This window comes from Pseudomonas phenolilytica, assembly GCF_021432765.1.
GTDB classification, from domain to species: Bacteria; Pseudomonadota; Gammaproteobacteria; order Pseudomonadales; family Pseudomonadaceae; genus Stutzerimonas; species Stutzerimonas phenolilytica.
In genome coordinates, this window is the sequence record NZ_CP058908.1 from 3,896,207 (window position 1) to 3,922,746 (window position 26,540).

A 26,540-nucleotide genomic window follows, 5' to 3' on the forward strand; every position below is an offset into this window, starting at 1 on the left:
TTGACACTCGCCATTCTGTCGACATCGAGATAGCAAGGCGCGTGCCACCGCGACCATAACCGCCCAAGCCATTGAATCGGAAGCGCTTTTCAGAAACGACGAAGGCCCTTGCGGGCCTTCGATCGAGGAAGCGGCGGAATCCTGCCGGTGGCGGCAAGCCGCTTGCCTCTCAACCTCAGCGCAGGTTGATGATGGTCTGAGTGATCGCGCTTTCCGTTTCGATGGTCTTGGCGTTCGCCTGATAGTTGCGCTGGGCGACGATCAGGTTGACCAGCTGGTCGGACAGTTCGACGTTGGAGTCTTCCAGCGCACCGGCCTGCAGCGCCCCGAGGGTGCCGGACATCGGCGTGCCCACCACCGGCTCACCGGATTCGAACGACTGCACCCACTGCGTCTTGCCCACCGGAGTCAGGCCCTGCACGTTGGCAAAGTTGGCCAGCACAATCTGCCCCTGCACCTTGGACTGGCCGTTGGTGTAACGCGCAAAGATCACGCCGGTGTCGTCGATTTCCAGGCCGGCCAGCTCGCCGGTGGTGTAACCGTCCTGAGCCACGCTGTTTACCGCAAAGGTACTGGCGTACTGCGAGGACTTGGAGAAGTCGAGGACGATGCCGCCCGGATTGGCCAGGGCGCCGTTGGCCGACCAGGTGGCTGGGCTACCACCGTCGGATATCGCCGGAATCCAGCCACCCGCCGGGGGGTTGCCCGTGGCGGAATTCAGCGTCACCTTCAGGTCCGGCGAGACGCTGAACAGCCCTGAGCCACCATTATCGATGCCCGTCAGAGCACCGGAGGAATTGAACGACAGCCCCATGACGTAAGGCTGCGGCGGCTGCTGCGCCGGGTTGGCAGGATTGCGCCCATCGATCAGCACCTTCATGTCCCAGGTGTTCGCACTCGTCTTGACGAAATACTGCGTCATGACATGCGCATTACCCTGCGAATCGTAGATGTTCAGCGAGGTCGAGCTGTTGTAGGTGGTGGGGTCGGTTGGATCGAACGTCGCATTCGCCGCGGTCAACGCCGCTGTCACATTCGCCGGCAGTGCTTTCGCGGCATCTCCCGCGGCTTGGGCATTAGCAATATTCGTCGCGTCGACCAGTGCTGCAGCGCGAGCGGCATCGGCTGCCGTTGTGTCGCCCGATGCGGCGAGCTCGGCATCGTAGGCAGCCTGTCCGGCCGCTGTCAGCGAGTTGTTATAGGCCGCGTCATAGAACGGCTGCACCTCGGCATCATAGGCAGCCTGCCAGGTCGTCGGCGATTTCTGCGTCGAGTTCAGGTTGAACGCCGTGGTGATCTGGCTGGTCGCCTTCGGCGCCTGATTGGTGGTCTGCACCTGCAGGTCGCCAACCACGCCGCTCTGCAGATTGCCGTTCGCATCGACCGGATAGCCCTGCAGCTTGTAGCCGAAGTTATCGACCAGGAAACCGGTGCGGTCGGTGCCGAAGTAGCCCGCGCGGGTATAGCTCATGGCGCCGTTGTTACTGACCTGGAAGAAGCCGTTGCCGTTGATCGCCAGATCCAGAGCGTTCTGCGTGTAGTTGATGTTGCCCTGGTTGAACTGCTGGGAAATGTTCGACATCAGCACGCCGCTGCCTTGCGGGTTCTTGCCGGTCCCCATGACGGAAGCGGCATACACATCGGAAAACTCCGCGCGCGACTGCTTGAAGCCGACCGTGCCGGCGTTGGCGATGTTGTTGCCGGTGACGTTGAGATCCTTGCTCGCGGCACGCAGGCCGCTGAGACCGATATTGAAGGACATTGAATCGCTCCTTTCGCCGGGTGCCGGCGGTTATTGTCCGATGACCTGGACCTGGGAAAGCCCGATGCTGCCGATACCGGCCAGGTTGAGCATCAGCTCCCCGCCGTTCTGCCCGAGCGTGACGCTGTCCACATTGGCCGGAAGCAGGGTGTACAGCCCCTTCGTTTCGCCGTCGTAGGTAGCCTGCGCCTCGAACTTGTAGGTGCCGGGCGGCAAGGTTTTGCCGCTCGCATCCTTGCCGTCCCACATGAAGGAGACGTTGCCGGCCTGCTGCTGCCCGAGATTGACGCGGCCGACCGAAGCGCCGGTGCTGTCGTAGATGTTGACGAACACGTTGCTGCTCGACGTTGGCAGCACCAGGCTGGCTTTGAAGGTTTCGCTGGTGTCGACCACCGCCTTGTCGGTCGGCACGATGACCTTGCGTCCGACCAGCGACGAAGCCTGCAACGCCTGTGACGACTGGTAGCCGGACAGGATGGTCTCCATGCTGGAGTTCAGCTTCTCGACACCCTCGACGGTGCTGAACTGCGCAAGCTGACCGATGAACTCGCCGTTCTCCTGTGGCTCCAGCGGATTCTGGTTGTTCATCTGCGCGACCAGCAGTTCGAGAAACTCGTTCTTGCCGAGTTCTTCGCCCTTGACCTCACGGTCCTTGCCGAACTGGTACTGGTCCAGTATCGAGCCGGTACCGCCAACGCCGCTTGTTGTGCTCATCAAAAGGCTCCCTTACTGACCCAGCGTCAGCACTTTCTGCAGCATGGTCTTGGCCGTGTTCATCAGCTCGGCGTTGGTCTGGAACGCGCGGCTGGCGGAAATCATGTCGGCCATCTCCTCCACCACGTTGACGTTCGGATAGTAGACGTAGCCCTTGTCGTCGGCCGCCGGGTGATTAGGCTCGTAGCGAGCCTGCAGCTCGCTCTGGTCCTCGACCACACCGAGCACCTGCACACCGACGCCGGCCTGGTCCTGATCGGCGAACAGTGACTCGTTCGGCGCGCCGCTGGCCTGCTGCAGCATGGTGGCGAACACTGGGTGACGAGCCCGGTAGGTTTCATCGACGCTGGAGGACACCGTCTCGGCGTTGGCGATATTGCTGGAGATGGTGTTGAGGCGCGTGCTTTGCGCACTCATGCCGCTACCAGCGATGTTGAAGACATTACTCAGGGACATGGCTGGACTCCTTATTCGCCACGCAGGGCGCTCATCAGCCCGCGGAACTTACTGTTGAGCAGTGTGAAGCTCGCCTGAAAATCGACGGCGTTCTGCGCGTAGTTGGATTGCTCGATCTGCAGATCGACGGTGTTCTGATCGAGCGAGGCATGCGCCGGCGTGCGAAAGCGCAACGAGGGATCGGCGATCTCCAGCCCTTCGGCGGCGATGTGCCGGGCGTCGGTGGTACGCGTGGCGAAGCTGCCCTCACCGCGTGCGGCCTGCGCTGCCAGCACGGCGCCGAAGTCCAGATCACGCGCCTTGTAGTTGGGCGTATCGGCGTTGGCGATGTTGTTGGCCAGCACTTCGGCACGCTGGGCGCGAAAACCAAGCGCCTTCTCGTGAATGCCGAGCGCCTTGTCGAAACTGATGCTCATGGATCTGGACCTCTGCCGGATACAAGTCTGCTGGCGCAAACTTGAGCAAAGCCCATGCCATCTATTCAAGCAATTGATTTTAAAGGATTTATTCTGAGCATCATTCGCTTAGGCGTCAAAAGCGGCAAGGCTTTACCGCTGCGTTGCCGCGTATCGTCATGATGTACGACGGTTTTCTGCCGCCGATAAGGGCTACCGCGCCTGATAAATGATGCCCGGGCTGCACTGGACCATCTGATACAGCTCGGGCAAGCCGTTGAGCGCCTCGGAAGCGCCGAGGAACAGATAGCCGCCTGGCTTGAGCGTCGCATGGATACGGCGAAGGATGTCCTTCTTCACGTCGGCGGAGAAGTAGATCAGTACGTTACGGCAGAACACGATGTCGAACTTGCCCAGCGCGGCATAGCTGTCGAGTAGATTCTGAGTGCGGAACTCGACGCGTGCGCGAATAGGCGGCTTGACCACCCAACGCCCCGGCGCGGCTACATCGAAGTAGCGCTGCAGTCGCTCGCTGGACAAGCCGCGGGCGATGGCCAGGCCGTCATACTCGGCCGCTTTGCTGGCCGCCAGCATGGTCCCGGACAATTCGGTGGCGACGATCTGCACACCCAGTCGCGGCTGGCTCGGATTCGCCCGCTCGAACTCATCGATACTCATCGACAGCGAATAAGGTTCCTGCCCCGATGAACAGGCAGCCGACCAGATTCTCAGCCGCTGGCCCGCGCCGCTCTTGAGCAGCTCGGGCAGCACCCGGTTCTTGAGAACCTCGAAAGGATAAGTGTCGCGAAACCACAGGGTTTCGTTGGTCGTCATGGCATCGACGACCTGCTCGCGCAGGCCCGAGCGCGGCATGCTCTGAATCTTCCTGACCAATTCACCAAGCGAAGTGATGCGCTGCTGCTCCATCAGCTTGTTCAGTCGACTGGAGACCAGATACTGCTTGTTACTGCCCAGCAGGATGCCGCACGTCTTTTCAAGAAATATCCGGAACTGCTCGAAATCCTGATCGCCTGACACTAATTGCTCCCGCCCTGATAATGAGAGGTCATGGCCTCAGTTTCGGTCCGCACGCTTTATCCGCTCCGCCACCCGAGTGGCCAGATCGTCCGGTTGGAATTTGGCAAGAAAATCGTCCGCGCCGACCCGCTTGACCATGTTCTGGTTGAACACCCCGGAAAGCGAGGTATGCAAAAGGATATGCATGTCCTGCATACGCGGGTCGTGACGCACCTCAGTAGTCAGGGTATAGCCATCCATTTCCGGCATTTCAATATCGGAAATCATCATCATGAATTCATCGGCCGGACGTCGCCCCTCATCGGCCATTGCCTTCAGATAGTTCAGCGCCTGGCGCCCGTCATTGAGAGCCACAACCTCTACGCCAAGATTCTGCAGACAGCGGATGATCTGCCTCCGCGCAACCGACGAGTCGTCGACGATCAGCACGCGGCACGAGCCGGCACGGGCCTGCACATCGGCATCGATGACAGCGGCCGAAACCGTCTCCGAAACCGGCGCGGCTTCGGCCAGAACTTTTTCCACGTCGATGATCTCGACCATCTGCCCGTCGAAATGCGTCACTGCCGTGAGGTAATGGTCGCGCCCGGCGCCCTTGGGCGGAGGGAGAATTTCCTCCCAGTTCATGTTCACGATGCGCTCGACTGATCGCACCAAGAAGCCAAGGGTCCGGTTGTTGTACTCGGTGATGATGGTAAAGCAGCTCTGCAGATCGTCGAGCGCGGGCTTGCCGATGGCCAATGCCAGATCGAGGATCGGCAACGTATTGCCGCGGATATTGGCGACACCGCGGACGACAGCAGTCGAGCGCGGCATGACGGTCAGGCGCGGGCACTGCAGCACTTCTTTCACCTTGAACACGTTAATGCCGTATAGCTGCGCTCCGTCGAGGCGAAACAACAGCAGCTCCAGACGGTTCTGCCCCACCAGCTGGGTTCTCTGGTTAACCGAATCCAATACTCCGGCCATGCCGTCATCCTCTTGCGTTAGCAGCAGCGCTGCCTAAAGCCAAACGGGTCAATGGGCACGCCCCTTGCTTCGGATCGAGCCATGAATGCTCAACCGACATTATTTCGACACGCCGCAAACACGACGCACAGCAGCCTCATCGTCTTCGCGTGTCTGGCCTTGCTTAGCGCCCCTGCTCTGGCGCAGCAGACGCCGACTCTGTCACATCCCGACCAGCTTATCGACGAGACTCGAAAGTTTCTTGAGCAGGCGACGACAGACTATCTGCGACGTAGCGACATCGCAGGCCGTCACGAAATCGAAGTGAACCGCCTCGACCCTCGCCTGCGCCTGGCCAGTTGCGACAAGCCACTCACCGTCAAGCTCGAGAGTCCCGCGCAACCGATCGGCCGCGTCACGGTTCGTGTCAGCTGCGAAGGCAGCTCGCCGTGGTCGCTGTTCGTTCCTGGCCAGGTTCGTCTGTATCGGGATGTCATCATCGCCACCCGCCCGCTCAAGCGGGACAGCACCCTCAGTGCGGCCGATGTCTCCCTGGCCGAACGAGATGTGTCGTTGCTCACCCAGGGCTATCTGACGTCGCTCGACCAGATATTGGGCAACAAGCTGACGCGCCCGGTTCAACTCGATCAGGTGCTCGCGCCCCCACTTCTGCAGCTCGCCGAGGTGGTACGCAAGGGCGATCAGGTAGTCATCATCGCGCGCAGCGGAGGAATCAATGTCCGCATGCCAGGCGAAGCGATGTCCGACGGTGCGCCCGGCACGCAGATCCGCGTAAAGAACCTGCGCTCGGGACGAGTCGTGAAAGCTCGCGTCGCCGGCCCCGGACAGGTTGAGGTCGCGATGTAGCGCAGCCTCCCGCGACGTGTGCGAGACGCGACCATGACGATGATGGATAAAAAAGCTAAAGTTCTTCCGGACGCAGCCGAAAACCAGGCAAGCGTCCTGATTCCTTCGAGGTTTGTATCATGGTCATCGACTTCAACCGGCCCAACAGCGCTCTCGGGTCGACCGCTACGCGTAGCGGCAGCGTTCAAGGCAACGAGCGCCCCACGGCGCAGCCGGCGAGCGGCGATACCGTACCAGTCAGCAGCAGTACTACGGCTCCGGCTGGCGAATCCGTACAACTGAGCCCCGAAGCCCAGCGCCTGCAGCAGGCCATGGACAAGCTCAATGAACAGCCGTCCGTAGATCAGGAGCGCGTGGCCAAACTGCGGCAAGCCATCGCCGACGGCAGCTATCAGGTCGACAGCCAGCGCGTCGCCTCCAAGCTGCTGGCGTTTGAAACCCAGCGCTAAGGCGACTCAGCGCCCCTTCCCGAGCCAGACATGCAAGACGAAGCCCTGCTCCAGCAACTCAGTGGCGATATCGACATCGCCCATCAATTACTTGAGCTCGCCGAGCAGGAATTCCAGGCGCTGAGTGATCGCGATCTGGCGAAACTGGAAGGCATCCTCTCGCAGACGCAACCTCTGCTTGCACTGCTCGGACAGCATGGCGGCCTGCGCAGCCAGTGGCTGAGCGAACAAGGGCTGAGTTCGGATCGCGCCGGCCTGCAACAACTCGCCGCGAAGAGCGCGCTGGGCACCCGCATTCTTGAGCAGGCCGATTCACTCGAGACCGCATTGAATGCCTGCCGCGCAGCCAACGAGCGTAACGGCCGACTGATTCGCGCCAATCGCGCAGCGGTTGGCAGCATGCTGGAGATTCTGCAAGGCAGTAACGCGACGCCGGATCTGTACGACAACCGGGGCGGCACGGCCAAGACCACTCAACAAAGGCCTCTCAGCCAGGCCTGATCCCCCCACACGGACGCGCGGGCATTACCGTTCGCGATGCAGCTGCGCTGAGAGACCTGGAACGTGGCAAATCCTTTCCTTGAAGAAGCTGGCCCACAACCACCCAAGCTGCTGACCTCGCCTCTGGAAATTCATGCGAGCCTCAAACCGCTGCTCGATAACCGCAGCCCGGTGATGATTCGCTTCGACGAGCGCAACCAACGCTACCAAAGCTTTTTGATCGAACTGGACCGTGGGAAAGGCTGGCTTGCGCTGGATGAACTAATCCCCAATGACGGCGAGCGCCTACTGCTTCAGGGCGAAACCTTTCATCTGGAAGCGTTCGACGAAGGCGTGAGAATAGCCTGGAGCAATTCCCAGCCCGTCCACCCGAGCGAGATGGACGGCGCACGCTGTTATTGGGTACCGATTCCCACAGAACTGTCCTATCACCAGCGCCGCAACGCATATCGCGCACCACTGCAAGGTGCCCCCATCGCCACCACTCTGGGCGGTAATAGGCTACGCAACAGCCTGGAAGGCAAGCTTCTCGACATCTCCGCCACCGGCTGCAAGGTGAGTTTCAAAGGCGATATGCAAAGTCGACTGCAGACTGGTCAGGTATACGAACAGTTCTCCGTACGCCTCCCGAGCGGCACCGTGCAGTCTGCTGCGGAACTTCGGCACGTCGCATACGACGAAAAACTTGACCTGACATTCTGCGGATTGAGCTTCTATCGCATCAACGGTCTTACCCAGCGAAATGTCGAGCGTTTTGTCTATCAATTGCAGCGCGAAGCACGCCGTAATCAGGCGGAAGACGCGCTCGACTGAGCAGATACTCCGCCAGCAGGACGCTAGAAGCACTACGGTGGTGGAAGCGAGTCTCGCTCAAAGACAGGAAAGTAGCGAAGCAGCGCTACTGCAGGACTGGCGTCCCAGGCGAGGTTCGAACTCACAACCTTCCCCTTAGGAGGGGCAAACAAGCCCCTTACAAATCAAGCGCTTACCCTGCAAATCAAGCACTTAGCGTCCAGTTGCGTCCGGTAAATCAGCCCCGTATAGTCAATTTTGCACCCACACTGCACCCATGGGGACACCGTGCGAGAGAAGCTGACGGCGCGTCGACTGAACAGCCTAGAAGTCACCGGCAAGGAATACGAAGTCCACGATACCATCGTGCCCGGCCTGTTCGTGCGCGTGACGGCCGCCGGGGCGAAGTCGTACGTCGTGACTTGGGCGCGTGGCCGCAAGAAGGCACTCGGCCGTGTCGGCATCTTGACGCTTGAGCAGGCCCGCGAAGAGGCGCTGCAGTACCTCAACGAGGCCCGCAAGCACGGCGAGCCGCTGGCAGTCACCCAAGGCCGCCGCGGTACCGGCACCCCTACCCTGCGCCACTTCATCGATGACCACTATATGCCGTGGTTCAAGGCCCACCACAAAGGCCACGAGAAGACACTGCACACGCTCGACACCAGCTTCGAGCCGATCATGCACAGCCGCCTCGATGAAATCACCGGCCGCGATCTGGAGCAGATCCGCACCGCTTGGCTCAACGGCGGCAACAAGCCGTCCACCGCGAACCGCAAGATGGGCAGCATCAGCGGAGTATTTAGCCGAGCAGTGGAATGGGCCTACCTGCCCGCCTCGCCCCTGGAGAAGGTCAAGCAACTGAAGGTCGATTCGATCGGCCGCATCCGCTACCTGTCGAAGGCCGAGGCTAAAGCCCTCAGGGACGCGCTAGACGCACGCGAGGAACGCATCAGGACAGAGCGTGACAGCGCGAACGAATGGCGTGCAAAACGCGGTAGAGAGGCCTTGCCAGACCTTCGCGCCCTAGCCTTCGCCGACCACCTGAAGCCGATGGTTCTGCTATCGCTCAATACCGGGATGAGGCGCGGCGAGCTGTTCAACCTGCGCTGGCATCACGCCAACCTACAAGCCAAAACCCTAACGGTAGCCGGTGAAGGCGCGAAGACCAGCGAGACACGGCATATCCCGCTTAACGCCGAGGCGCTGGCCACACTTCAGGGATGGAAAGACCAGGCGAGCGGTACCGGCTACATCTTCCCGGGTGAAGACGATAAGCCCATGACAGACGTGAAAACCGCCTGGCTTGAGCTTCTGAAGAATGCCGGCATCGTCGGCTTCCGTTGGCACGATATGCGCCACGACTTCGCATCGCGGCTGGTGATGGCTGGCGTACCGCTGAACACGGTGCGCGATCTGCTAGGGCACACGGATATCAAGATGACGCTCCGCTATGCCCACCTCGCTCCGGATAGCAAAGCCGCAGCAGTCGAGCAGCTTACTTGACTGACTTAGCCATGATCGTCTTGTACTCCTCGTACGAAGGCTGGAATGGCTTGTTCTGAGCGAGAAACTGGACGTACGCCTTTATCGTTTCCCACTCCTGCCTTACTAGTTCCAAATTGACCTTGAGCGGCGCCGGCGGCTGCAATCCCATTCTCGCAGTGAGCCCGTTCAAGTCGCCAAAAACGTCAAAATCCCCCTCGAAGTAAGCCGTTTCGTGGCTTAGAACGATGAACGCCGCATTGAATATGTCATCTCCAGCGATACGACCTCCTAAAGCGCCTGCTCGCAACTGAAAAAGAACTTCATCCTCGGTCCATATAGCTTCGAGCACGACTAGAAAACTGATCCTCGGCAGGTTTTTACGGCTTCCGAACGGGTTGTCCACCTTTGAACTCTCCAGCCCCCATTCCAAGAAATCCTCGATCAGCTTCACGAGCTTGACCCGTTGCGAAGCGGCAAGCAGCTCTATCCCGGCTTTTAGATAGGGATCAACCCTAGCCGACAAAACCACCTTCTTTGATCTATTCGCCATACAGCCCCCACGTATACAAATATTCATGCTTGCATTCAGTGTTACTTACACTTAGATTGTCTACGCACTATCCAGTATCGTCCGGATAGCGCCACAACGCAACGGAGAAAAATCATGAGTCACATCGCAAGCCTGCAACCCATCGCGGTGGGCACCGAAGAAGCTGCCCGCGCATCCGGCATAACCCGTTCCGCTGTTTACGAAGCCATCGCCCGCGGCGATCTCGTGTCGTTCAAGGCTGGCAAGCGCCGCTTGATCCTCGTCGAGGAACTGCGCGCCTGGCTGAATCGGATGGCGAAGGAGAACGGCCGGTGAGCACCCATTTTGAGGCCCTGGAACGGGCCTTCCATCTAATCGACCGGAGCGGCAAAGTCATTGGGTGGCTGGCACTGCCTACCAATACCCGACTGATTGATCTCGAACACCTGCGCCACCTTGGCGCCTCTCGACTGGAGCTAGCGAAATGAATACCGCAACGACTGAGAAAGTGACTGCGCTCGACGCCTATGACCTAGCCACCTATGCGCACGAACACGGCAAGTGGCTGGGCGCCCTCATGCGCTCAATCACGCTCGACGCGAAGCACAACGAAGGACGTAACGTCGCCGTGCTTGCTGGCTTGGGTCAGCACTTGGGAGATGATCTGAGCGGCTACATGGACTGCGAAGCCGAGCGCATCAAGCGCGTGGAGGGGCTGCAATGAGCGGCATCACTGACCGACAAGCGTTCGACATGATCCAGGGCATCACCGAGGCGCTGACTCAGGCAGGCAAAGGGCTGGAAGGCATTGGCCGACTGCTGGGCGCTGACGCAGCGGAGCACAACCTTAGCGATGACGATCGGGACGACTTGGCACATGCCGTGGCTGCGCTGGGCTCGATGATCTACGCCACCGCAAATCAGGCGTGGGGCTACGCCGCGCCTGACAGGGACGAGTGGACATGAGAAAGGAAGCAGAGAGGAAACCCGAAGCGGTGCTGCAACACCGCCAGGGCAAACACATTGGTAAGCCACCAAGTGAGGACTGAACTATGCCAGCACACTCCGCAATTGAGCAAGACCGCCGACTGTTGGAAGCACTGAGAATTCGACCAGTGACCACCATCGAGGCAGCCAACGACCTGGATATCGTCCACCCGCCGTCAACGGTCCGCCGTCTGCGTCGTCGTGGCTTCGATATCCGCACGCAATGGGCCTACCAAGCCACAGAGCCAGGCAGACCACCGCACCGCGTGGGGCAATATGTCCTGATGCAAGAAGCAGCGGCCTAGCGGCCATAACGCTGGCGGGGCGCCCTGCCCTGCCGGCTCATGCACGGATTTGTTATGGCTAAGAGAAAACCAAAAGTTAGCTGGGGGCCGATGGGCGCGCTATCGCTGCCTAAAGCGCTAATGACCCAGCCCGACTTTCGCGACCTCTCACCGTCTGCTCTGAAGGTACTCATGATGCTCGGCTATCAGTACAACGGACGCAACAATGGTGATCTGTCCGCTACTCACAATATGATGAAGGACTGGGGCGGAATGGCTAAAGCTACGCTTGCCAGCGCCCTGAAGGAGCTCCTAGAGCGCAACCTTATAATGCGCACCCGCTCCTACGATCGGAGCAGAGACGGAGGGCGCCCTGCCCTCTTCGCTCTTACGTGGGCGGGGGTAGATGAGTGTCCCGGCAAGCAGCTGGAGGTCCCTGCATCTGTGGTGCCGAAGCGGAGATTGTCAGCCTGATTCGATTTTTTCTAGTTCAGTTTTTAGCCCTGACTAGTTCAAAAAATGAACCTGTGTTTTCCCGTTCCGTCCGGTTGTTTTTTTCGCCTACATCCACAGTTCAAAAAATGAACCGTAACAGCCAGTTTTGCGGCCTTCGTGGGTTCAAAAATTGAACACCTTTATAATTTACCACCCTATACCCGGCTATCTGCGTGTAACGGGTAGCGAGGAATACGAGATGGCGAACATCTTCCCCATCACCTTTGACAGCGGGATCATCACCGACCAAGGCGCACGCATCGATGAATTCGGCCAGGCGATGCTGCTCAGCATCTTCTCCGACCTGTGCCAGCTCCGTGACCGCGAGATGGACCAAAACTGCGCCATCGCCCTGGATGGGATCGCGAAGCGCCTGGGCAAGCTGCTGGAGCGCTACGAACCATGAAGCCGGGAGAACGCGCACTGTTCGCCAAGATCGCGCCGATGGTCGCCCATTGTGAAGGAGCGGTCGCCGCGCTGGAGCTGTACCAGGCCGACGCCGACCGCGGCGAACTCGATACCAAGATGCTGTCGGGATTCCTGCAGGGCCTGTTCGCTGCCGGCGTGCTCAGTGACGAGGATCTAGCCACGCTCGACACTAGGCGCATTCACTGACCGCACCCACTAGACCCCGCTACAGCGCGGGGTTCTTTGAGTATGAAGCAGGGTCGTTGCCGAAGAAAAAGCCTGGCAGACCGCGTAGGGAGCCGCCGACGCTGCGACCGATCGATCAAAGAAAAAATTCTGACGGCTGGGCGCGATGAAAACCTTTTTTATCCTGATGGCTCAGTACGGCGGCTTGGCGGTGATCCCGCTAGAGCGCGTATGCGCCGATTACTTCCCTCATCTATCGCCTGAGAAATTGCTGCGCAAGGTGCTCGCCGGGCAGCTTCGGCTTCCAGTCACACGTATCGAATCGAGTCAAAAAGCCGCCCGCGGGGTGCACATTCAGGATTTGGCTGACTACATCGATGCGCGTCGCGCCGAGGCCGTGCAGGATCTTGCGAAGCTGCACCGGAGCTGACAGGCACCATCCGTAAGCGGTTCACGCCACGACACTGTGACGAAACCTAGCCCTAACCGACCGGGTTACCGCTGGGTTTCCAAAGTGGCGAAAGCGCCACACTGGGGCCGCCTCGCCACCGTGTAGGAATCAACACACTGTGTCGTTTTCGACACTAAGTGCCATTTCCGGCACGCTAAGGCAGATCAGAAACAGAAAGCCCCTCGCGGTGAGGGGCTTGCGCGGTACGGCCTGGTATCACTTGCGCTTAACGCAGGCCTTGAAGGTCTTGCGGGCTAGGCGCTTTTCTTCTTGGGTAAGGTCGCGGCCAAGCGCGTCTCGCGTCATTCCGAGTAGCTTGCCATCGAACTCCCTGGGGAGTGTGGCGCTGCTCACGGAAAGCGCGGCCTTGAGCGCTTGCAAGTCATTCGCTACAAGCCCATCAACCTGCGCGGTGGCCATTTTGACTATGATCTCTTCCGGGTCTCCTCTCTCCACAATGGCTGCAGCGGTGGCTCCAGCATCTTCGGCTTCAGTTGAGAGATCGCCAAGAAATTCCATCGCTTTAACTGGCCGACGCGTCTGTGGCTGCCTGAGCGCCAGGAACGAATTCACGATATCGGGACCCCATTCGATATGGGTGTCGGCCTCTTGCACCAACGTCGGAGACTGATTGTGCTTATCAGTCTCGCTGGCAATGCCTAGCAGGTGAACTCTGACGCCATAGCTTTGCGCGAACTGAACCCCGACTCTGACATCCTCATCTCCAGAGACAAGGACGGCGTCCGCAATCGCGTGATTCCGGGCCAGCTCGATCATATCAATGACAATCATTGAATCGACGCCCTTCTGCTGCCCGCTGCCGTTCAGCGTTCCCATCCGCATCTTTACGTTATTGCTTTGCGCCAAGCGCTTCTGATCCAGAGACGGGCCGGAGTGGCCAATGGCGTCGTACCAATAAATGCGTAATAGCGGCGTACCGCCAGATAATTCGTCAGCTGTCTGGATAAGCTGAGTGATTACCGCCTGCTCGTTGAGAGAAAGGTTGACCCTCTTCTCGGTGGCTCCGCTGATGACCGCCGATCCTTGCGCAAACAGATAGCCCGCATCGACAAAAATACCCAGTCGATTCATTTTTCGTCCCTAGAAAGTATTAAGGGCCCCCGCAGGGACCCTTTGTATGTCTCGCAACGACCTTATAAGGTAGTGGCCGCTGCTTTGACGGGACGAACTATAAGGCTCCGAGCGACGCAGGGTCAATACGCAAAAGAGGTTCTTGGGCACTCATCTGCTAGCGGACTGACATAGCAGGCGCTCAGTCCCCACGGCGCGCATCGAAGCAGACCAACCTGTCCGACTCGGACCAGATCGGCAGTTTCCCAGGATCAAGACCTGGGGTTTCCCGCTATCAAGGCAGAGGGATATCCCCAGCTCTGGGGATATCTCACCGAGACCGAACCGTCTCAGCGAGACCAAAATGTCTCACTCGCCATGATCGGATGATGGTCCCGATGTGGACCACTCCCTTTCCACCATTGGTGGCAAAGCCGGTTTCCGCCCCGGATTGGCGGCGATCAAATCCCCCTGATTCGGGGTATTTACCGCGGCCAGGCCGCCACTGGCCTATTCCGGTAGATTCCCGGATTGACGGGTATGTACGGCAGGCCCACCAGCACCGGCTAAACCCCCGGAATTCCGGTAATTTCTGCAGGCCGCCTGCCATCGAAACCCCTCGAATCTGAGGTATTTAAACGGTCCCACCGCGACTTCTTGCCTATCGCAACTGCGGCCTCCTGATGGCAGAATCGAATCAAAGGATTGCCAACAGCGGTATCAAGGAGGGGTTATGGAGTTTCAAGAGAAACTGGCCAGTCTGGCTGCGAAGATCCGTCAGCAAAAGCCGGTCATTCAGACCGAGGAAGCCACCAAGAACGCCTTTGTCATGCCCTTCATTCAGAGCGTGCTCGGCTACGACGTCTTCGATCCTACAGAAGTGGTTCCCGAATTCGTTTGTGACGTCGGAACCAAGAAAGGCGAGAAGATCGACTATGCCATCCTCAAGGATGGGCAAATCCAGATCCTGATCGAAAGCAAGAAGATCGGCGAGCCACTGAACATCAACCACGCCAGCCAGCTCTTCCGCTACTTCCACGTTACGACAGCCAGAATCTCGATCCTCACCAATGGCCAGGTCTATCGCTTCTTTACCGACCTGGACGCCCCTAACAAGATGGACGAAAAGCCGTTCCTCGAATTCGACCTTCTCGACATCGATGACCACGTCGTGCCGGAGCTGCAGAAGCTGACCAAGAGCGCATTTGATGTCGACTCGATCATCAGTGCCGCGGGCGAGCTGAAGTACGTAGGGCAGATTAAGCGCGTCCTCGCCGCCCAGTTCAGCGAACCCGACGACGACTTCGTCCGGCTCGTGGCTTCCCGCGTGTATGACGGCGTCATCACTCAGAAGGTGCGCGAGCAGTTCGCACAGCTCACTCGAAAGGCTACAGCGCAGTTTCTCGGGGATCAGATCAATGAGCGCCTGAAGTCAGCGATGACCGGAGCCGTAAGACCAGTTATCCCTGCCCAGGTATCACCTGAGACACAAGAGCCGGCCGACAGCTCGACCGATAGTGATGCTGAGAAAACCAAGATCGAAACCACGGTTGAAGAAATCGAGGGCTTCAACATCATCAAGGCGATCGTGCGGTCGGAAGTCGACGTTAAGCGCATAGCTGCCCGCGACACGCAAAGCTATTTCGGCGTACTGCTCGATGACAACAATCGCAAGCCCCTGGCCCGACTGCACTTCAACCGTCAGCAGAAGTACCTCGGCACCTTCGACGCTGACAAGAATGAGACCCGCCATCCGATCGAGGCGCTCGACGACATCTTCGAGTTTGCTGACGTCTTGAAGGAAACGGCCAAAGGATATGCCTTTTAATCAGCTCCAAGGATGATTGGCTTGGCTTATGGTGAGATAACCGACCATAGCTCATAAGAACGCGTAAGCAACGGGAGGAGGCGTGATGGCGCTGGTTAAGCGGTGGGACGACTTTGACGAAGACGTGATTCTATATGTCGGTGACATTTCTAGAGAAGGCTACGAGCGTGTAACAAGCGTTTGCCAAAGGCAACGTTTAAGCTCAACGGCCTACTTGGTGCTGGTAACGTCAGGTGGGGATCCTCACGCCGGATACCGTATCGCTCGTTGCTTGAGGCACCACTATGGTGACTTCAAACTCCTTGTCCCTGACATCTGCAAATCTGCAGGTACGCTCATTGCTATGGGTGCGGGGGAGATCATCATCGCAGACAGGGGCGAGCTGGGCCCTCTCGACATACAAATGTCAAAGCAGGATGAGTTGATGGAGCGTTCCTCTGGCCTGGATATCCAGCAAGGCTTAGAGCTCCTTCGAAAGCAAACCTATGCCGCCTTCGAAGAGTTCATGTTTAGTACGCAGACGAGAACGCGTGTGTCGACGAAAATGGCTGCCGAAATTGCCGCCAAGCTCGCAGGAACCGCGTTTCAATCCATATATGCTCAGGTCGATCCTGTTCGGCTAGGCGAAATCAGTCGTGCTAATGCCATAGGGTTCGAATACGGACGACGGCTTGACGAAGACTCACGAAATCTAAAACATGGCGCCCTGGTAGGCCTGATTACGCGATACCCATCACACAGCTTCGTGATCGACCGTAAGGAAGCGTGCAACCTTTTTGAGCGAGTTCGCGCACCTGACGAAAGGGAGTCAGGGCTAGTAGCGATGCTCTATAATCTTGTAAGAGATCTTCCAGACTTGTTGGTTTTCAACTGGAACAGTCAAGACATCGAGGTAACCGAAAATGATGCCACAGAAGCCGCTCAGCCCTCCGATGCAGAGCTACAAGCTCCCCATGGAGCTTGCAGAAGGGATGCGCCAGGCGACCAAGAATTGGCAGGATCTTTACCAGATGCCTGAAAGAGGGCACTCAAGCAAAAACGCCCCACTCGCGTTTGATCGACTGTAAGCAAGGCCCCGCATCTCGCGGGGCTTTTTACGCTAGCGCAAGGAAGCGCCATGTATCGAATCGCTGCAACTCTGCTACTCCTTCCCTTACCAGTTATCGCCGCACAGCTTGAATGCCGAGTGATTGGGATTTCTGACGGCGACACCATCAACTGTCTAACCGCCGACCGCGTGCCCGAGCGAATACGCCTGCGAGGGATTGATGCACCCGAAAGCAAACAGCCCTTCGGTGCCCAATCTAAGCAGCACCTGTCCGGGCTGGTGTACCGGAGGACGGTGATCGTTGATTCAGCTAGCCGCGACAGATGGGGCCGCATCATCGGCACCGTATGGGTAGAGCCTGCTGATTGCGTCAACTGCGGCCCAACGCTGGATGCAGGCCGGGCGCAACTCGCCTCTGGTATGGCTTGGTGGTTCAGGCGCTACGCGAAGCAGCAACCATTGGAGGAGCGGCTCTCGTATGAGTTTGAGGAGAAAGAGGCCCTCACTCGTCGAATCGGGCTATGGCGTGACCCTCAGCCTATTCCGCCTTGGGACTGGCGCCGCGGAAAACGGTGATCCTCACTACTTAGTAACTGATGACAGACTCAACCCGATCAGTGATCGGCTTATAACCCCCCGCTACGAATCTCAATGCGACTCATAGCTCTGGCTCTCACTACCATATTCACCATTAGCGGCTGCGCTATGCACTCAGAGAAAGCCTCGTTGTCCTCCGGCCAAATTGGCTGCGCTCCTTCGCAGATAACGATATCGGACGACGACGTCACCTTCAGAACCGCTTCATGGGTAGCCACTTGCAAAGGCAAGAGGTTCTATTGCGTTCGAAAGGCTTACGACGACACCAACTGCACCAAAGAACTGGATTAGTCCAACGGGCTGAGGCAAGGAAGCGTAAACATGAGCTATCTGGTGCTAACCCGCCGACAAGGCGAAAAAATCACTCTGCGCGTTCAGCCAGGCACGAATGCCGAGGATCTCCTAGCCGAGCTCTTGTTGGACGGCATTACCGTTACGGTTAAGGAGATCAAGGGCAGCAAGGCGCAGATAGCGATTGAAGCTCCGCTCGATTTGCAGATTCTGCGGAGAGAACTGGAAGAGCGGTGAGAGGCACGTCGTTTGCGCATGATCCCGTCGGGACGGCAAGCACATGGTCAATACCAATACAGCAATTCTGAAAACTGAGGTGCGTGTTGGCTGTAGCTGGGTTGATTAAAGGTATCGAGACACTATCGAACCGGTTAGCGTCGGCTAGGAAAGGAATCATTTACCTTCCAAGGGCGCTTTATACCTCAGGGTTTGTCGCTGTGCTCGCAGCATTCTTAAAGCGAAACAAGGCAGCGCCGGCACGTTTGCTTCCATCATATGACCAATTAGCCCCGCACTTAGCGGGGCTTTTTGTATCTGTCCTGCGCCTGTTATTCGTAATCAGTGCAAGCCTGACCGGCTGTGGCCTTTAACCCAAGTCGGGGACTGCCAGGCCGGCGGAAGGCGCAGTCACCTTTCGCCTCCTTGTGTATGAAGACCCCTCTCTTTGATTTGTGGGTCGTCTTCGGGCCAGTCCAGTACTTACAGCTACCGCAACGATTTAGGAGATGAGGGCTATCGATCGCCAGGTGATTGAGTTGAAAACTGGTCAGGTCGTTAGCTGCGCTCGCCCGGGGTCTCCTAGCGCTTGATCGCTCTTGCTTGTCCCGCTTTTCCTGCTTGTCGAACCAACCATGAATAATCGGCGCAAGCACCACAGCCACGATCATGAACAGTGGTGACTTGGTCAGATCGCTAAGTAGAAGCGCGGCCCCGACCAAACCGCCTATCCATAGCCATCGCTTCATTTCTTTCCCTCGAAATTCATATCCAAGCTAGATCGGCCAAAGGGCAGAATCCTTTAACGCCAAGAAAACTTCACCGCATGACGTAAAACGCACCACGCGGGGCTTTTCGTTTCAGGTCCCTGCCCTAATTCCTCCACACCAACCGCACCCACGGCCCTACCGTACCACCATCAACTCATCCCACCTCGTCGTATAACGCTGGCTCATCAGCTCACGCTTCATCGACCACTCAGCCGTGGCCGGGATGCGACCGAGACGAACCGTGCCCCTACCCTCACGCGCGTTGATTCGGTCGACAACTTCCATCAGCCGGTCGGCACCGAGTCGAGGTGCATCCGCGAACAGGTCGCCAGTGAATTCGCCGCGCTGACGCAGATCCATCAGCAGTACCTCTGCCTTGCTGTAGGCGTAGCCGAGCCGAAAAATCGCTTCCAACCCACGAACAGCCGCGGCGGCGAGCACCCGGGTGTCATCGGTGGGATATGGCAGAGGGCAGCTAATTGCGTTGGCGTAGCGCGGCTGATTGGGGTTGTGCATACCGGTGCGGATGGCCAACTGCAGCGCACCGGCCAGGCTATTCTGCGCGCGGAGCTTCTCGGCAGCCTTGGTGACGTAGGCCACGACAGCTTCGCGGATTGGGGCGATGTCACGCAGGCGGCTGCCGAACATCTTCGAGGAGCAGATCATCTGCCGGGGCGGTACCGCCTCCTCCAGATCGAGGCAGGAGATTCCGCGCAGCTCGCGCGCAGTTTTCTCCAGCACCACACTGAACTGCCGGCGCAGCGATGCCGGGTCGCATTGCGCCAGATCCCAGGCCGTTTGGATGCCCAGCGGACGCAGGCGAGCAGTTAGCCGTCGGCCAACGCCCCATACCTCGCCAACCTCTGTCATCCGCAACAGCCTGTCGCGCCGCTCCGGGTCACGCAGGTCGATCACGCCGCCGGACTTGCGCCAGGTCTTCGCTGCCCAGTTGGCGAGCTTGGCCAAGGTCTTCGTCGGCCCGATCCCAACCCCCACCGGTATACCGGTCCAGCGCAGCACTCGCTCTCGCGCCTCATGCCCCAGCGGCAACAGGTCGCCCGTCATCCCTGCCAGGTCGGCGAACGCCTCGTCGATGCTGTACACCTCGATACGCGGAAACATCCCCTCCAACGTCGTCATCACCCGGGCACTCATCTGCCCGTAAAGCTCATAGTTGCTTGAGAAACAGACCACGCCCCACTCGCGCATCTGGTCGCGCCATTGGAAATACGGAGCGCCCATCGGAATGCCGAGCCGTTTGGCCTCTCGGGTACGAGCGATTACGCAGCCGTCGTTGTTGCTCAGCACCACGACCGGTACGCCATCCAGCCACGGACGGTAGACGCGTTCACATGAGCAGTAGAACGAGTTGCAGTCGATCAGCGCGAACATAGCTGGTGCAGATTGTGAGTGGCCACACCCCAAACGTGCAGGGACTCGGTAACGCGGATAGCGCGGTAATCGGGATTCTCGGCCTGCAGCCACACGCCTTCCTGCGACACCTGCAGTCGTTTAACAGTCATGCCGCCGTCGACGTAGGCAACGACAATGTGCCCGGCGCGCGCCTCCAGTGCCCGGTTCACCACGAGCACATCGCCGTCGTAAATGCCGGCGCCGACCATACTGGGCCCCTCTACCCTCACCAGATAGACGTGTGGCGTACGCAGGTCGACCAGCTCATCAATAGATAGCGTGACCTCCTCATAGTCCGCCGCGGGCGAAGGAAAGCCCGCGGGAACGCGAGTGTCGACGAACTGGAGGAATGTTGACGACGGGCCAAGCTGGCCGAGGATAGTGGCGCGCATGATACTGCTCTGCGATTACTGTATATGCGTACAGTAAACCGTGAGCACTTCATGCGGTCAATGAAGTAAGGCAGCCATCCGATAGCAGGCTGGAGGGGATATGTGCGGTCGCTTTACACAGTACCGAACAGCGGTCGAGTACCTAGATGCGCTGCGCTATGACAAGCCGATCGAAAGCGCCATCAATCCAGAGCCGATAGACCGCTTCAACGTAGCGCCGCGCTCGAAGGTAATGATTTTCTACGAGACAGACACCGGCTTACGAATGGCGCGGTTACCGTGGGGCTATCAGCCATTTTGGGCAATGGGAAAACGACCGCCAGCCATCAACGCGCGTGTCGAGACGGCAGCGACCAGCCGGTTTTTCCGAGACATCTGGGCCACCGGTCGAACGCTAGTTGCGGCAGATGGGTGGTTCGAGTGGGTAAAAGACCCCACCGACCCGAAGAAGAAACAGCCTTACTACATCCGTCGCAAGGACGGCGCGCCGCTATGGTTCGCCGCGCTGGCTCAGCTGGATCGCACCGGCCTGACCGATCACAACGGGGATGGGTTCGTAATCATCACCGCCGACAGCGACCAGGGGATGCTAGACATCCATGATCGACGGCCTGTCGTGTTTGAGGCTGACCGCGCGCGAGAATGGATCGAGCCGGACCTGTCTTTAGAACGAGCCGAGGAGCTGGCTCGCGACTTGGCATTACCGGTCGACGCCTTCGAATGGTTCGCTGTAGATAAGGCAGTCGGCAACGTTCGTAATGAGGGGCGGCATCTGATCGAGCCGACATCCGCACCCTTGCTCTGACCCTAGGTTCGGGCTTCGTTCCAGCAGGCGCTCTTAGTAGTGCCCCGATTTGGTCCCGCCGCACATCATGCACTTGCTGTAATCGCCCCAACGGCCTTCAAGGTGCCTGACGAATCCGCCGCATCGATGACAACCGCCATCGGCGCCGTTCTCCCATCGGTACAGGAGGACCAAGCGCCAGGCGAACCAAAGAGCGCCCAAACCAGATAGTCCGGCCAGAAACCACCTGGCAGGGACAATCACCGTCTCAAGCGTCGGGCTAAGGGTGTCCATCGCGCCGCCGGTGAAGGCCAGCAGAGCGAGCCCGAGCAGCATGAGTGCCGTTGGTAGCGCGAATAGCCGAACAGATCGCTCGACAGCCGTTACGTTGATTTCCACCTGAAATACCTCCGTGTATGTGATAGCCAAACGCTAGCCATAAAGCGCGTGGTTGTCTCCCCTGGGGGAATCTGACGTGTCTACTTTTCGCACGGGTTCTTCCTCTCGGCGCTATCGCAGCCCCGTCCCGGCAATCCCCACACCCGCAAATACTGGATACCCAACCAGTAAAAAGCTTGCATAAGGCCAAATCGAGAGTAACATGACGTTAATTACGACATGTCTTGTTGATTTACAGTGAGGCAGCTTATGAGCACTATCGACAAGCCGAGAGGCCGCCAGGTGCGCCCCAACCGAGCCGAACTAACCGCAGCCTGGTCACGCATTCGTGATGCGGCAGATAAGGGCAGCATTCCCGCCAGCGCCCTTCTCATCGCACTTAGCGAGAACAAGCCCTTTGTCAGCTGCCGGGAGCTTTTCGTATGAGCACCAGAGCCGCACAACTCGCAAACAAGCGCGACGACATACAGCGGCTCGCCGAGCAGCGAGGCCTGCAGATTGAAACGCTTCCCTCTGGCCACATTCGCGTCTTTGGCGTTGGCGTCGATATCCGCGTGGTCGACCTGGCGTACCTGAGCAGCTACGACCTGCTCCCGGCGACCCGATGAGCGCGCTCGCCATCACCGCGCATGACCCGCACCCAAGGCCCTTCCACAAGGGATTTGCACCGAAGTATCACGCTCGCCTAAAGCACGACGGCCGGACCCTGGCAGTGCTCCAAGGCGATACCCAGGAGAGCGCATTCAGCCGCGCCGAGCGCCTAACTGAAGCTCTCTTACTCAATCGCAGCAGCGTCTCGATCGAAGACGCCTGACTCAAGGAGACATACCGTGTTCGGACTGAAACTGCTCAGCGAGCCTCAAGAACCCACCCTCGAAGATCAGCTTGAAGAAGCGCACGCGCTCGCTGATTCCTTGCGCAGCGAAATCGAAGCCGCAACGAACGACAGCACAGCTGCCAAGCGTCCCATCAGTGGGATGCACGACGATCTCCGCGCCACTGAAGGCGAGATTGATCGGCTCGGCCGCGAAATCGTGAAGCGCGACGACCTGCTGAATTGGAAGGCGGCGCGAGACAGCGCCGACGCAGACATCAAGGCCGCTAAGAAAGAGATGGACGCAGCAGGCAAAGCCCTGGCGGCGCTTGATGCTGACTATGAAAAGGCGAGTGCCAAACTGACCAAGCTGCAAGCCGCTGCCGATGCAGAACTCGCCGAGGCCAAACATAGCGAGAGCCAAGCTGCAGAGGCCTACGCAGCCGCAATGGCGCAGGGCAGCGAGTCTGAAGAAGCCGCCGCCCTGGACACGCTAAATGGTCGTTCCGAAGCGCTTGAGCAGGTCCAGCGCAAGACCGCTCGGCAGGCCGTCATCCTCCAAGCACTGCAAAGTCAGGTCGATTCGATTGAGCAGAAGCGTGCCGCTGAAAGGCAGCGCTTTGAGAGCGCCCGCGAGCGCCGGCTGCTCGCCGTACGACACAAGCTCGGCGCACGGTGGGACGCGATGGCAAGCGAGATGTCGGAGCTGGCCGCTCAAATCGTCGCCGTGGATTGGGCAATTAGCCGCAATTCTCGGGCGATGGACGACCTGCACATCCCCGTCACTGCGAAAGACGGTGGTGCGCCGATTACTGCGAGGAAAGTACGAGACTCCAGCGGCGCCATTGATGTCGACGCGCTGCGTCCCTGAGTAAACCTGCAAGGCGCCCAGTCGGCCAGTGGCGTAGTAACCCCGACAGCCGGCGCGCTCCTACCTTTGGGGGCGGTGGTCGGCACTACTCCAGGCAACTCATGCCAACCGCGACCGCCCGCCCCAAGAGGACAGCGCCATGACCATCGATCTCAACAATGATTTTCTGCTGGACGGGGCTATCCGTTACGCCCTGGCGGATATGGAGAAGCAGCGCGATTGCTTGCTCCGAGCCTTAGCAGGAAGCCAGGTCGACCGAGAATTCGTCCGCGGCATATTGAATCTTGCTCTCCCACTCATGGAGGACGGGGAATGTCTCGCTACCTCGGCGCACTAATCGACCTGGCCTTCGATTTGTGGGATGAGGCGCGAGAACTACTGTTTGATCGCCTTAATAAGCCAGAACGGTCAATCAGCACGCCCCAACCGAATTTTGTCATCGCCGAGCGTACAGAAGACCGAGCACTCGACGAGGTTTTGCTCGTCGCTCTTGAGGAGCTGAATCTAAGGGCTCCCGGTATGGATCCAGACGACGTGACAACGCAGCGCACGCATCTGCTTGCAGCGCTAGCTGGCAATAAGGAGCACCGACTCATAGCAGCGCAAGTCCTCAAGGATCTTCACGTCGAAACAGAAGGGGCCGTCCAGTGAAAAACGTAGCAACGCAGGTCGTCATCGACGGTAAGAACAACACGCGCTCTGCCTTCGACGACCTCAACCGCCAGATTGACCAGACCAATCAAAAACTGGCCGTAGCCGGCAGGGTTTTTAAGGCTGCCTTTTCAGCTGCCGCTGTTACTGCCGCAGCTCGAAGCTACTCGACGCTGGCAGACCAAAGCACCCAGATCAATTCTCGGTTGAAGCTGACGGCGAGGTCCCAGGAAGAATTCAACCGCGCGCTAGGCGATGTGCGCCGGATTGCGAACGAAAACGGCGCCTCGATTACGTCGGTCACGCAGCTATATTCCCGCCTAACCCCCGCTCTGCGCGAAGCCGGTCGCAGCCAAACCGACGTCGCCAAGGTGACCGAGGCAGTTACCAAGGCAATGCGCATCTCTGGCGCGTCAGCATCAGAGTCCGCTTCAGGTATCCAACAGTTCGCCCAGGCCCTGGGGGCCGGTGTGCTGCGCGGTGACGAGTTCAACAGCATCGCTGAAACCGCGCCACGCCTGATGCAGGCGCTGGCTGATGGGCTTGGTGTACCAGTAGGAAAGCTGCGCGAGATGGCCGCCGCGGGCCAGCTTACGGCCGAAGTTGTCACGAATGCGTTGCTCACTCAGCTGCCTAAACTGACGGCCGAGTTCGAGGCGATGGGCGAAACGTTCGGCACGGCCGGACAGCGTCTTGAGAACGCTGCTATCGATATGGTCGGCGCCTTCGACAAGATGACCGGCGCATCTTCAGCGGCCACGAAGGCAATGAATGACCTTGCCGAAGCCATGAACAAGGTTTCGAGCGGTGAGTTCCTCGATACCTTCCGTGACGAGAAGCAGACAGTAGGCGGAATCAACACCGAGATATCGGTTCTGCTCTCCAAGCTTCGCGAGCTCAACAGCCAGCGAGACAAGCTGAAGAGCGGAAACTGGTTCGAACGCTTGGCTATGTCGCTGAGGGGAGTCACAGAGGAATCCATCAAGACCGAGGAGCAGCAAACCAAGCGGCAGATTCAATCGCTCCGTGACCAACTGAAGGGGCGGGCCGACGTAAACGAAGAGATATCGGCTGAAGAAAAAGCCCACGGCGACCGGATTGGCCAGCTGAAAGCCAATCAGCTTGAGTCCCTGAAGAAGAACTTAAGCGACGAAGAAAAGGCGCAGAAGGCTGCCAACGACAGAATGGCAAGCCTCAAAGCCGAACGCCTCCGGATTGAGGAAGAGTTCGCCACCTCGATTAACAAGACGAGTGCAGGAGCAAGCGGAGAGCCGAGTTTCAACGGCGCCATGGGCCTGAAAGCCGGGGCGCGCGAATCCCTCCTGGTCGATAAGAACGGCGAGCAGACAGTGCGCCAGGCGAGAGAAGCGCTATCCATCCTGGAACAGCTCGAATCGGCCGGCGTGAATAGCTACGGATTCAAAGGCCTGAAGGAAGAGCTGCAAGCACTAGCGTTAGCTGGTAATGACCTGCAGCAGCAACAGGCACAAGAGAACATCGACCAGATTGGTAGCAGCATCGACTCGCTGAAAACGAAGATCGACAGCCTGCCTAAGGTGGTCGTCGGCTTCGAGTACTCATCGGAAGACGACGCGACTATCAGAGGGATGATCGACCAGCTTGCGGTTGATCTGACGAGGCGGCTCACCATTCCCGTCAATGTCACCGGGCAGGCCGGCGCCATTAACAGTGATGTTCCGGATGTCCCGCAGTACGCAACTGGCGGCTACATCAGCGGCCCCGGCACCGGAACCAGCGACAGCATCCCGGCGCTCCTCTCGAATGGCGAGTACGTCATACGGGCGGCAGCCGTACGCAAGCTGGGCAAGAACGCGCTCGACCTACTCAACCGCGGGATCCACATCCCACGGTTTGCCGATGGCGGGATGGTTGGGACCGTTGCGAGCTTAGACACCGGGCCGCGCAATCTCGGATCGCTTGATATCAACCTCGGCGGCGATACGTTCCAAGTGCTGGCGGACTCCGCCCAAGCCGACCAGCTGCGCCTGGCCGCTAAGAAGTTCGGTCGCACCCACCGATGACCCGCTCATGATAGATATCCTCACGTCCGCAACAGACAGTCGGTGGCTCCTCGTCCCATGGCTTAATGATGAGATGGCTCAACCCCTGCAGACAGTCCAAGCCTTCCAGCTGACTCACAGCCATCGCCTACCGGGCACGCTCGTTACGATGACGGCGAACGGTACCGCGATCATTCATATCATTGGCCCGATCCTACGTTATGCGAACCGCAAGTACGTCAGCACGGAACAGTTAGCTCTCGACTTCAAAGCTGCTTTGGATAGCACTGCTGTGCGGTCGATCGTGCTCAACGTGACAGTCCCGGCGGCCAAGTTGCAGGCATCAATAGCAGCCGAACTGATCTACCGGGCGCGCCCAAGAAAGCGAATCACGGCCTATGTCGTTGGCACTGCCAGCAAGCGCGGCTTACTGGATCGCCAGCGCAGCGCATCGGATCGTGATCGACGAAACCGCCCGGTCGGCGGTATCGGCGCGGTGGCAGAGTACGCCGGCGCACCGGCACCCTTCAGATCGTCAGCCGCAATGCTCCGACACGCGACCGGATCTATCTACCGAGCAATCCGCGCGAAGGTAGCCGAGACGATCGATGCGATCGGGAGTTTTTT

Annotated in this window: 35 protein-coding genes; 24 read left to right on the forward strand and 11 right to left on the reverse strand. The window is 58.9% G+C overall.

Going from position 1 to position 26,540, the window contains the following annotated elements:
* Window positions 1-175: 175 nt before the first annotated feature.
* From HU825_RS18565 to HU825_RS18590, 6 genes are all read right to left on the reverse strand, one after another.
* Window positions 176-1,762 (reverse strand): flagellar hook protein FlgE, encoded by a 1,587-nt coding sequence (locus HU825_RS18565; RefSeq protein ID WP_138300254.1) that lies wholly within the window; start codon window positions 1,760-1,762, stop codon window positions 176-178.
* A 30-nt stretch (window positions 1,763-1,792) separates the two neighbouring features.
* Window positions 1,793-2,476, reverse strand: coding sequence for a flagellar hook assembly protein FlgD (flgD, locus tag HU825_RS18570; protein ID WP_054095128.1), 684 nt, complete (start codon window positions 2,474-2,476; stop codon window positions 1,793-1,795).
* A gap of 12 nt (window positions 2,477-2,488) precedes the next feature.
* On the reverse strand, window positions 2,489-2,932 hold the full coding sequence (gene flgC, locus HU825_RS18575) for a flagellar basal body rod protein FlgC (RefSeq protein WP_008570749.1): 444 nt from the start codon (window positions 2,930-2,932) through the stop codon (window positions 2,489-2,491).
* 11 nt (window positions 2,933-2,943) lie between these two features.
* The gene (flgB, locus tag HU825_RS18580; protein ID WP_008570750.1) at window positions 2,944-3,348 is read right to left on the reverse strand and encodes a flagellar basal body rod protein FlgB; all 405 of its coding nucleotides are present in this window, start codon (window positions 3,346-3,348) and stop codon (window positions 2,944-2,946) included.
* 192 nt (window positions 3,349-3,540) lie between these two features.
* Entirely contained in the window at window positions 3,541-4,365 is an 825-nt protein-coding gene (gene cheR / locus HU825_RS18585; protein ID WP_043299247.1) for a protein-glutamate O-methyltransferase CheR, read from the reverse strand.
* A gap of 36 nt (window positions 4,366-4,401) precedes the next feature.
* Window positions 4,402-5,334, reverse strand: a complete 933-nt coding sequence (locus tag HU825_RS18590; RefSeq protein ID WP_043299245.1) for a chemotaxis protein CheV — start codon at window positions 5,332-5,334, stop codon at window positions 4,402-4,404.
* A gap of 81 nt (window positions 5,335-5,415) precedes the next feature.
* Between HU825_RS18590 and flgA the strand changes: the two genes are divergently transcribed.
* The 5 genes from flgA (at window position 5,416) to HU825_RS18615 (ending at window position 9,425) form a co-directional block, all read left to right on the forward strand.
* Window positions 5,416-6,180, forward strand: a complete 765-nt coding sequence (flgA, locus tag HU825_RS18595; RefSeq protein WP_234302642.1) for a flagellar basal body P-ring formation chaperone FlgA — start codon at window positions 5,416-5,418, stop codon at window positions 6,178-6,180.
* Between the two features lie 119 nt (window positions 6,181-6,299).
* Window positions 6,300-6,629: a flagellar biosynthesis anti-sigma factor FlgM gene (flgM, locus tag HU825_RS18600; protein ID WP_077683833.1), complete on the forward strand. Its 330-nt coding sequence runs from the start codon at window positions 6,300-6,302 to the stop codon at window positions 6,627-6,629.
* Window positions 6,630-6,659: 30 nt separating this feature from the next.
* Window positions 6,660-7,130, forward strand: coding sequence for a flagellar protein FlgN (locus HU825_RS18605; RefSeq protein WP_234302643.1), 471 nt, complete (start codon window positions 6,660-6,662; stop codon window positions 7,128-7,130).
* Window positions 7,131-7,193: 63 nt separating this feature from the next.
* The gene (locus HU825_RS18610) at window positions 7,194-7,943 is read left to right on the forward strand and encodes a flagellar brake protein (RefSeq protein ID WP_043299240.1); all 750 of its coding nucleotides are present in this window, start codon (window positions 7,194-7,196) and stop codon (window positions 7,941-7,943) included.
* A gap of 267 nt (window positions 7,944-8,210) precedes the next feature.
* The gene (locus HU825_RS18615; RefSeq protein WP_234302644.1) at window positions 8,211-9,425 is read left to right on the forward strand and encodes a site-specific integrase; all 1,215 of its coding nucleotides are present in this window, start codon (window positions 8,211-8,213) and stop codon (window positions 9,423-9,425) included.
* Here HU825_RS18615 and HU825_RS18620 read toward each other — a convergent pair.
* Window positions 9,418-9,984: a hypothetical protein gene (locus HU825_RS18620; RefSeq protein ID WP_234302645.1), complete on the reverse strand. Its 567-nt coding sequence runs from the start codon at window positions 9,982-9,984 to the stop codon at window positions 9,418-9,420. The two genes, HU825_RS18615 and HU825_RS18620, sit on opposite strands and share 8 nt — an antisense overlap.
* 87 nt (window positions 9,985-10,071) lie before the next feature.
* Between HU825_RS18620 and HU825_RS18625 the strand changes: the two genes are divergently transcribed.
* The 7 genes from HU825_RS18625 (at window position 10,072) to HU825_RS18655 (ending at window position 12,726) form a co-directional block, all read left to right on the forward strand.
* Entirely contained in the window at window positions 10,072-10,272 is a 201-nt protein-coding gene (locus tag HU825_RS18625) for a helix-turn-helix domain-containing protein (protein WP_234302646.1), read from the forward strand.
* A 148-nt stretch (window positions 10,273-10,420) separates the two neighbouring features.
* Window positions 10,421-10,660, forward strand: a complete 240-nt coding sequence (locus tag HU825_RS18630; protein ID WP_151320109.1) for a hypothetical protein — start codon at window positions 10,421-10,423, stop codon at window positions 10,658-10,660.
* Window positions 10,657-10,902: a hypothetical protein gene (locus tag HU825_RS18635; RefSeq protein ID WP_234302647.1), complete on the forward strand. Its 246-nt coding sequence runs from the start codon at window positions 10,657-10,659 to the stop codon at window positions 10,900-10,902. The genes HU825_RS18630 and HU825_RS18635 overlap by 4 nt, the downstream gene beginning before the upstream one ends.
* Window positions 10,903-10,988: 86 nt before the next feature.
* Window positions 10,989-11,228: a helix-turn-helix domain-containing protein gene (locus HU825_RS18640; protein ID WP_234302648.1), complete on the forward strand. Its 240-nt coding sequence runs from the start codon at window positions 10,989-10,991 to the stop codon at window positions 11,226-11,228.
* 673 nt (window positions 11,229-11,901) lie between these two features.
* The gene (locus HU825_RS18645) at window positions 11,902-12,108 is read left to right on the forward strand and encodes a hypothetical protein (protein WP_234302649.1); all 207 of its coding nucleotides are present in this window, start codon (window positions 11,902-11,904) and stop codon (window positions 12,106-12,108) included.
* Window positions 12,105-12,317: a hypothetical protein gene (locus tag HU825_RS18650; protein ID WP_234302650.1), complete on the forward strand. Its 213-nt coding sequence runs from the start codon at window positions 12,105-12,107 to the stop codon at window positions 12,315-12,317. Before HU825_RS18645 ends, HU825_RS18650 begins: the two co-directional genes overlap by 4 nt.
* 145 nt (window positions 12,318-12,462) lie before the next feature.
* The gene (locus HU825_RS18655; RefSeq protein WP_234302651.1) at window positions 12,463-12,726 is read left to right on the forward strand and encodes a pyocin activator PrtN family protein; all 264 of its coding nucleotides are present in this window, start codon (window positions 12,463-12,465) and stop codon (window positions 12,724-12,726) included.
* A gap of 237 nt (window positions 12,727-12,963) precedes the next feature.
* Here the strand turns inward: HU825_RS18655 and HU825_RS18660 are convergent, their stop codons facing one another.
* Entirely contained in the window at window positions 12,964-13,839 is an 876-nt protein-coding gene (locus HU825_RS18660) for an NYN domain-containing protein (protein WP_234302652.1), read from the reverse strand.
* A 712-nt stretch (window positions 13,840-14,551) separates the two neighbouring features.
* On the opposite strand from HU825_RS18660, the gene HU825_RS18665 reads away from it, so the two are divergent.
* From HU825_RS18665 to HU825_RS18680, 4 genes are all read left to right on the forward strand, one after another.
* Complete coding sequence (locus tag HU825_RS18665) at window positions 14,552-15,646, forward strand: type I restriction endonuclease (RefSeq protein ID WP_234302653.1); 1,095 nt, start codon at window positions 14,552-14,554, stop codon at window positions 15,644-15,646.
* Between the two features lie 85 nt (window positions 15,647-15,731).
* Window positions 15,732-16,664, forward strand: coding sequence for an SDH family Clp fold serine proteinase (locus tag HU825_RS18670; protein ID WP_234302654.1), 933 nt, complete (start codon window positions 15,732-15,734; stop codon window positions 16,662-16,664).
* A gap of 99 nt (window positions 16,665-16,763) precedes the next feature.
* Window positions 16,764-17,270 carry a thermonuclease family protein gene (locus tag HU825_RS18675; protein WP_234302655.1) on the forward strand — a complete coding sequence of 169 codons (507 nt, stop codon included), beginning with the start codon at window positions 16,764-16,766 and terminating at the stop codon, window positions 17,268-17,270.
* Window positions 17,271-17,612: 342 nt separating this feature from the next.
* Window positions 17,613-17,819: a carbon storage regulator gene (locus HU825_RS18680; protein ID WP_234302656.1), complete on the forward strand. Its 207-nt coding sequence runs from the start codon at window positions 17,613-17,615 to the stop codon at window positions 17,817-17,819.
* 884 nt (window positions 17,820-18,703) lie between these two features.
* Here the strand turns inward: HU825_RS18680 and umuC are convergent.
* Together umuC and HU825_RS18690 are read right to left on the reverse strand one after the other, a co-directional pair.
* Entirely contained in the window at window positions 18,704-19,960 is a 1,257-nt protein-coding gene (gene umuC / locus HU825_RS18685; RefSeq protein WP_234302657.1) for a translesion error-prone DNA polymerase V subunit UmuC, read from the reverse strand.
* On the reverse strand, window positions 19,948-20,373 hold the full coding sequence (locus tag HU825_RS18690) for a LexA family protein (RefSeq protein ID WP_234302658.1): 426 nt from the start codon (window positions 20,371-20,373) through the stop codon (window positions 19,948-19,950). The genes umuC and HU825_RS18690 overlap by 13 nt, the downstream gene beginning before the upstream one ends.
* A gap of 100 nt (window positions 20,374-20,473) precedes the next feature.
* Here HU825_RS18690 and HU825_RS18695 point away from each other — a divergent pair, with 100 nt between their 5' ends.
* Window positions 20,474-21,178 (forward strand): SOS response-associated peptidase family protein, encoded by a 705-nt coding sequence (locus HU825_RS18695; protein ID WP_234302659.1) that lies wholly within the window; start codon window positions 20,474-20,476, stop codon window positions 21,176-21,178.
* Window positions 21,179-21,211: 33 nt separating this feature from the next.
* Here the strand turns inward: HU825_RS18695 and HU825_RS18700 are convergent, their stop codons facing one another.
* Entirely contained in the window at window positions 21,212-21,556 is a 345-nt protein-coding gene (locus HU825_RS18700; RefSeq protein WP_234302660.1) for a hypothetical protein, read from the reverse strand.
* Window positions 21,557-21,805: 249 nt separating this feature from the next.
* On the opposite strand from HU825_RS18700, the gene HU825_RS18705 reads away from it, so the two are divergent.
* From HU825_RS18705 to HU825_RS18735, 7 genes are all read left to right on the forward strand, one after another.
* Window positions 21,806-21,982, forward strand: a complete 177-nt coding sequence (locus HU825_RS18705; RefSeq protein WP_234302661.1) for a hypothetical protein — start codon at window positions 21,806-21,808, stop codon at window positions 21,980-21,982.
* A complete protein-coding gene (locus HU825_RS18710) occupies window positions 21,979-22,164 on the forward strand; it encodes a hypothetical protein (RefSeq protein ID WP_234302662.1) in 186 nt (61 codons plus the stop codon). Before HU825_RS18705 ends, HU825_RS18710 begins: the two co-directional genes overlap by 4 nt.
* Window positions 22,161-22,370 (forward strand): hypothetical protein, encoded by a 210-nt coding sequence (locus tag HU825_RS18715; protein WP_234302663.1) that lies wholly within the window; start codon window positions 22,161-22,163, stop codon window positions 22,368-22,370. The genes HU825_RS18710 and HU825_RS18715 overlap by 4 nt, the downstream gene beginning before the upstream one ends.
* A 16-nt stretch (window positions 22,371-22,386) precedes the next feature.
* The gene (locus tag HU825_RS18720) at window positions 22,387-23,241 is read left to right on the forward strand and encodes a coiled-coil domain-containing protein (protein ID WP_234302664.1); all 855 of its coding nucleotides are present in this window, start codon (window positions 22,387-22,389) and stop codon (window positions 23,239-23,241) included.
* 139 nt (window positions 23,242-23,380) lie between these two features.
* A complete protein-coding gene (locus tag HU825_RS18725; RefSeq protein WP_234302665.1) occupies window positions 23,381-23,578 on the forward strand; it encodes a hypothetical protein in 198 nt (65 codons plus the stop codon).
* Window positions 23,554-23,892: a hypothetical protein gene (locus HU825_RS18730; protein WP_234302666.1), complete on the forward strand. Its 339-nt coding sequence runs from the start codon at window positions 23,554-23,556 to the stop codon at window positions 23,890-23,892. Before HU825_RS18725 ends, HU825_RS18730 begins: the two co-directional genes overlap by 25 nt.
* Window positions 23,889-25,934 carry a tape measure protein gene (locus HU825_RS18735; RefSeq protein ID WP_234302667.1) on the forward strand — a complete coding sequence of 682 codons (2,046 nt, stop codon included), beginning with the start codon at window positions 23,889-23,891 and terminating at the stop codon, window positions 25,932-25,934. The genes HU825_RS18730 and HU825_RS18735 overlap by 4 nt, the downstream gene beginning before the upstream one ends.
* The last annotated feature ends 606 nt before the right edge of the window (window positions 25,935-26,540 follow it).

Excerpts from the sequence above, each read along its gene's own strand:
- HU825_RS18565 (WP_138300254.1), bottom strand. The coding sequence starts at position 1,762 with ATGTCCTTCAATATCGGTCTCAGCGGCCTGCGTGCCGCGAGCAAGGAT.
- flgD (WP_054095128.1), bottom strand. The coding sequence starts at position 2,476 with ATGAGCACAACAAGCGGCGTTGGCGGTACCGGCTCGATACTGGACCAG.
- flgC (WP_008570749.1), bottom strand. The coding sequence starts at position 2,932 with ATGTCCCTGAGTAATGTCTTCAACATCGCTGGTAGCGGCATGAGTGCG.
- flgB (WP_008570750.1), bottom strand. The coding sequence starts at position 3,348 with ATGAGCATCAGTTTCGACAAGGCGCTCGGCATTCACGAGAAGGCGCTT.
- HU825_RS18590 (WP_043299245.1), bottom strand. The coding sequence starts at position 5,334 with ATGGCCGGAGTATTGGATTCGGTTAACCAGAGAACCCAGCTGGTGGGG.
- flgA (WP_234302642.1), top strand. The coding sequence starts at position 5,416 with ATGAATGCTCAACCGACATTATTTCGACACGCCGCAAACACGACGCAC.
- flgM (WP_077683833.1), top strand. The coding sequence starts at position 6,300 with ATGGTCATCGACTTCAACCGGCCCAACAGCGCTCTCGGGTCGACCGCT.
- HU825_RS18605 (WP_234302643.1), top strand. The coding sequence starts at position 6,660 with ATGCAAGACGAAGCCCTGCTCCAGCAACTCAGTGGCGATATCGACATC.
- HU825_RS18620 (WP_234302645.1), bottom strand. The coding sequence starts at position 9,984 with ATGAATATTTGTATACGTGGGGGCTGTATGGCGAATAGATCAAAGAAG.
- HU825_RS18625 (WP_234302646.1), top strand. The coding sequence starts at position 10,072 with ATGAGTCACATCGCAAGCCTGCAACCCATCGCGGTGGGCACCGAAGAA.
- HU825_RS18630 (WP_151320109.1), top strand. The coding sequence starts at position 10,421 with ATGAATACCGCAACGACTGAGAAAGTGACTGCGCTCGACGCCTATGAC.
- HU825_RS18635 (WP_234302647.1), top strand. The coding sequence starts at position 10,657 with ATGAGCGGCATCACTGACCGACAAGCGTTCGACATGATCCAGGGCATC.
- HU825_RS18640 (WP_234302648.1), top strand. The coding sequence starts at position 10,989 with ATGCCAGCACACTCCGCAATTGAGCAAGACCGCCGACTGTTGGAAGCA.
- HU825_RS18645 (WP_234302649.1), top strand. The coding sequence starts at position 11,902 with ATGGCGAACATCTTCCCCATCACCTTTGACAGCGGGATCATCACCGAC.
- HU825_RS18650 (WP_234302650.1), top strand. The coding sequence starts at position 12,105 with ATGAAGCCGGGAGAACGCGCACTGTTCGCCAAGATCGCGCCGATGGTC.
- HU825_RS18655 (WP_234302651.1), top strand. The coding sequence starts at position 12,463 with ATGAAAACCTTTTTTATCCTGATGGCTCAGTACGGCGGCTTGGCGGTG.
- HU825_RS18660 (WP_234302652.1), bottom strand. The coding sequence starts at position 13,839 with ATGAATCGACTGGGTATTTTTGTCGATGCGGGCTATCTGTTTGCGCAA.
- HU825_RS18665 (WP_234302653.1), top strand. The coding sequence starts at position 14,552 with ATGGAGTTTCAAGAGAAACTGGCCAGTCTGGCTGCGAAGATCCGTCAG.
- HU825_RS18670 (WP_234302654.1), top strand. The coding sequence starts at position 15,732 with ATGGCGCTGGTTAAGCGGTGGGACGACTTTGACGAAGACGTGATTCTA.
- HU825_RS18675 (WP_234302655.1), top strand. The coding sequence starts at position 16,764 with ATGTATCGAATCGCTGCAACTCTGCTACTCCTTCCCTTACCAGTTATC.
- HU825_RS18680 (WP_234302656.1), top strand. The coding sequence starts at position 17,613 with ATGAGCTATCTGGTGCTAACCCGCCGACAAGGCGAAAAAATCACTCTG.
- umuC (WP_234302657.1), bottom strand. The coding sequence starts at position 19,960 with ATGTTCGCGCTGATCGACTGCAACTCGTTCTACTGCTCATGTGAACGC.
- HU825_RS18690 (WP_234302658.1), bottom strand. The coding sequence starts at position 20,373 with ATGCGCGCCACTATCCTCGGCCAGCTTGGCCCGTCGTCAACATTCCTC.
- HU825_RS18695 (WP_234302659.1), top strand. The coding sequence starts at position 20,474 with ATGTGCGGTCGCTTTACACAGTACCGAACAGCGGTCGAGTACCTAGAT.
- HU825_RS18705 (WP_234302661.1), top strand. The coding sequence starts at position 21,806 with ATGAGCACTATCGACAAGCCGAGAGGCCGCCAGGTGCGCCCCAACCGA.
- HU825_RS18710 (WP_234302662.1), top strand. The coding sequence starts at position 21,979 with ATGAGCACCAGAGCCGCACAACTCGCAAACAAGCGCGACGACATACAG.
- HU825_RS18715 (WP_234302663.1), top strand. The coding sequence starts at position 22,161 with ATGAGCGCGCTCGCCATCACCGCGCATGACCCGCACCCAAGGCCCTTC.
- HU825_RS18725 (WP_234302665.1), top strand. The coding sequence starts at position 23,381 with ATGACCATCGATCTCAACAATGATTTTCTGCTGGACGGGGCTATCCGT.
- HU825_RS18730 (WP_234302666.1), top strand. The coding sequence starts at position 23,554 with ATGTCTCGCTACCTCGGCGCACTAATCGACCTGGCCTTCGATTTGTGG.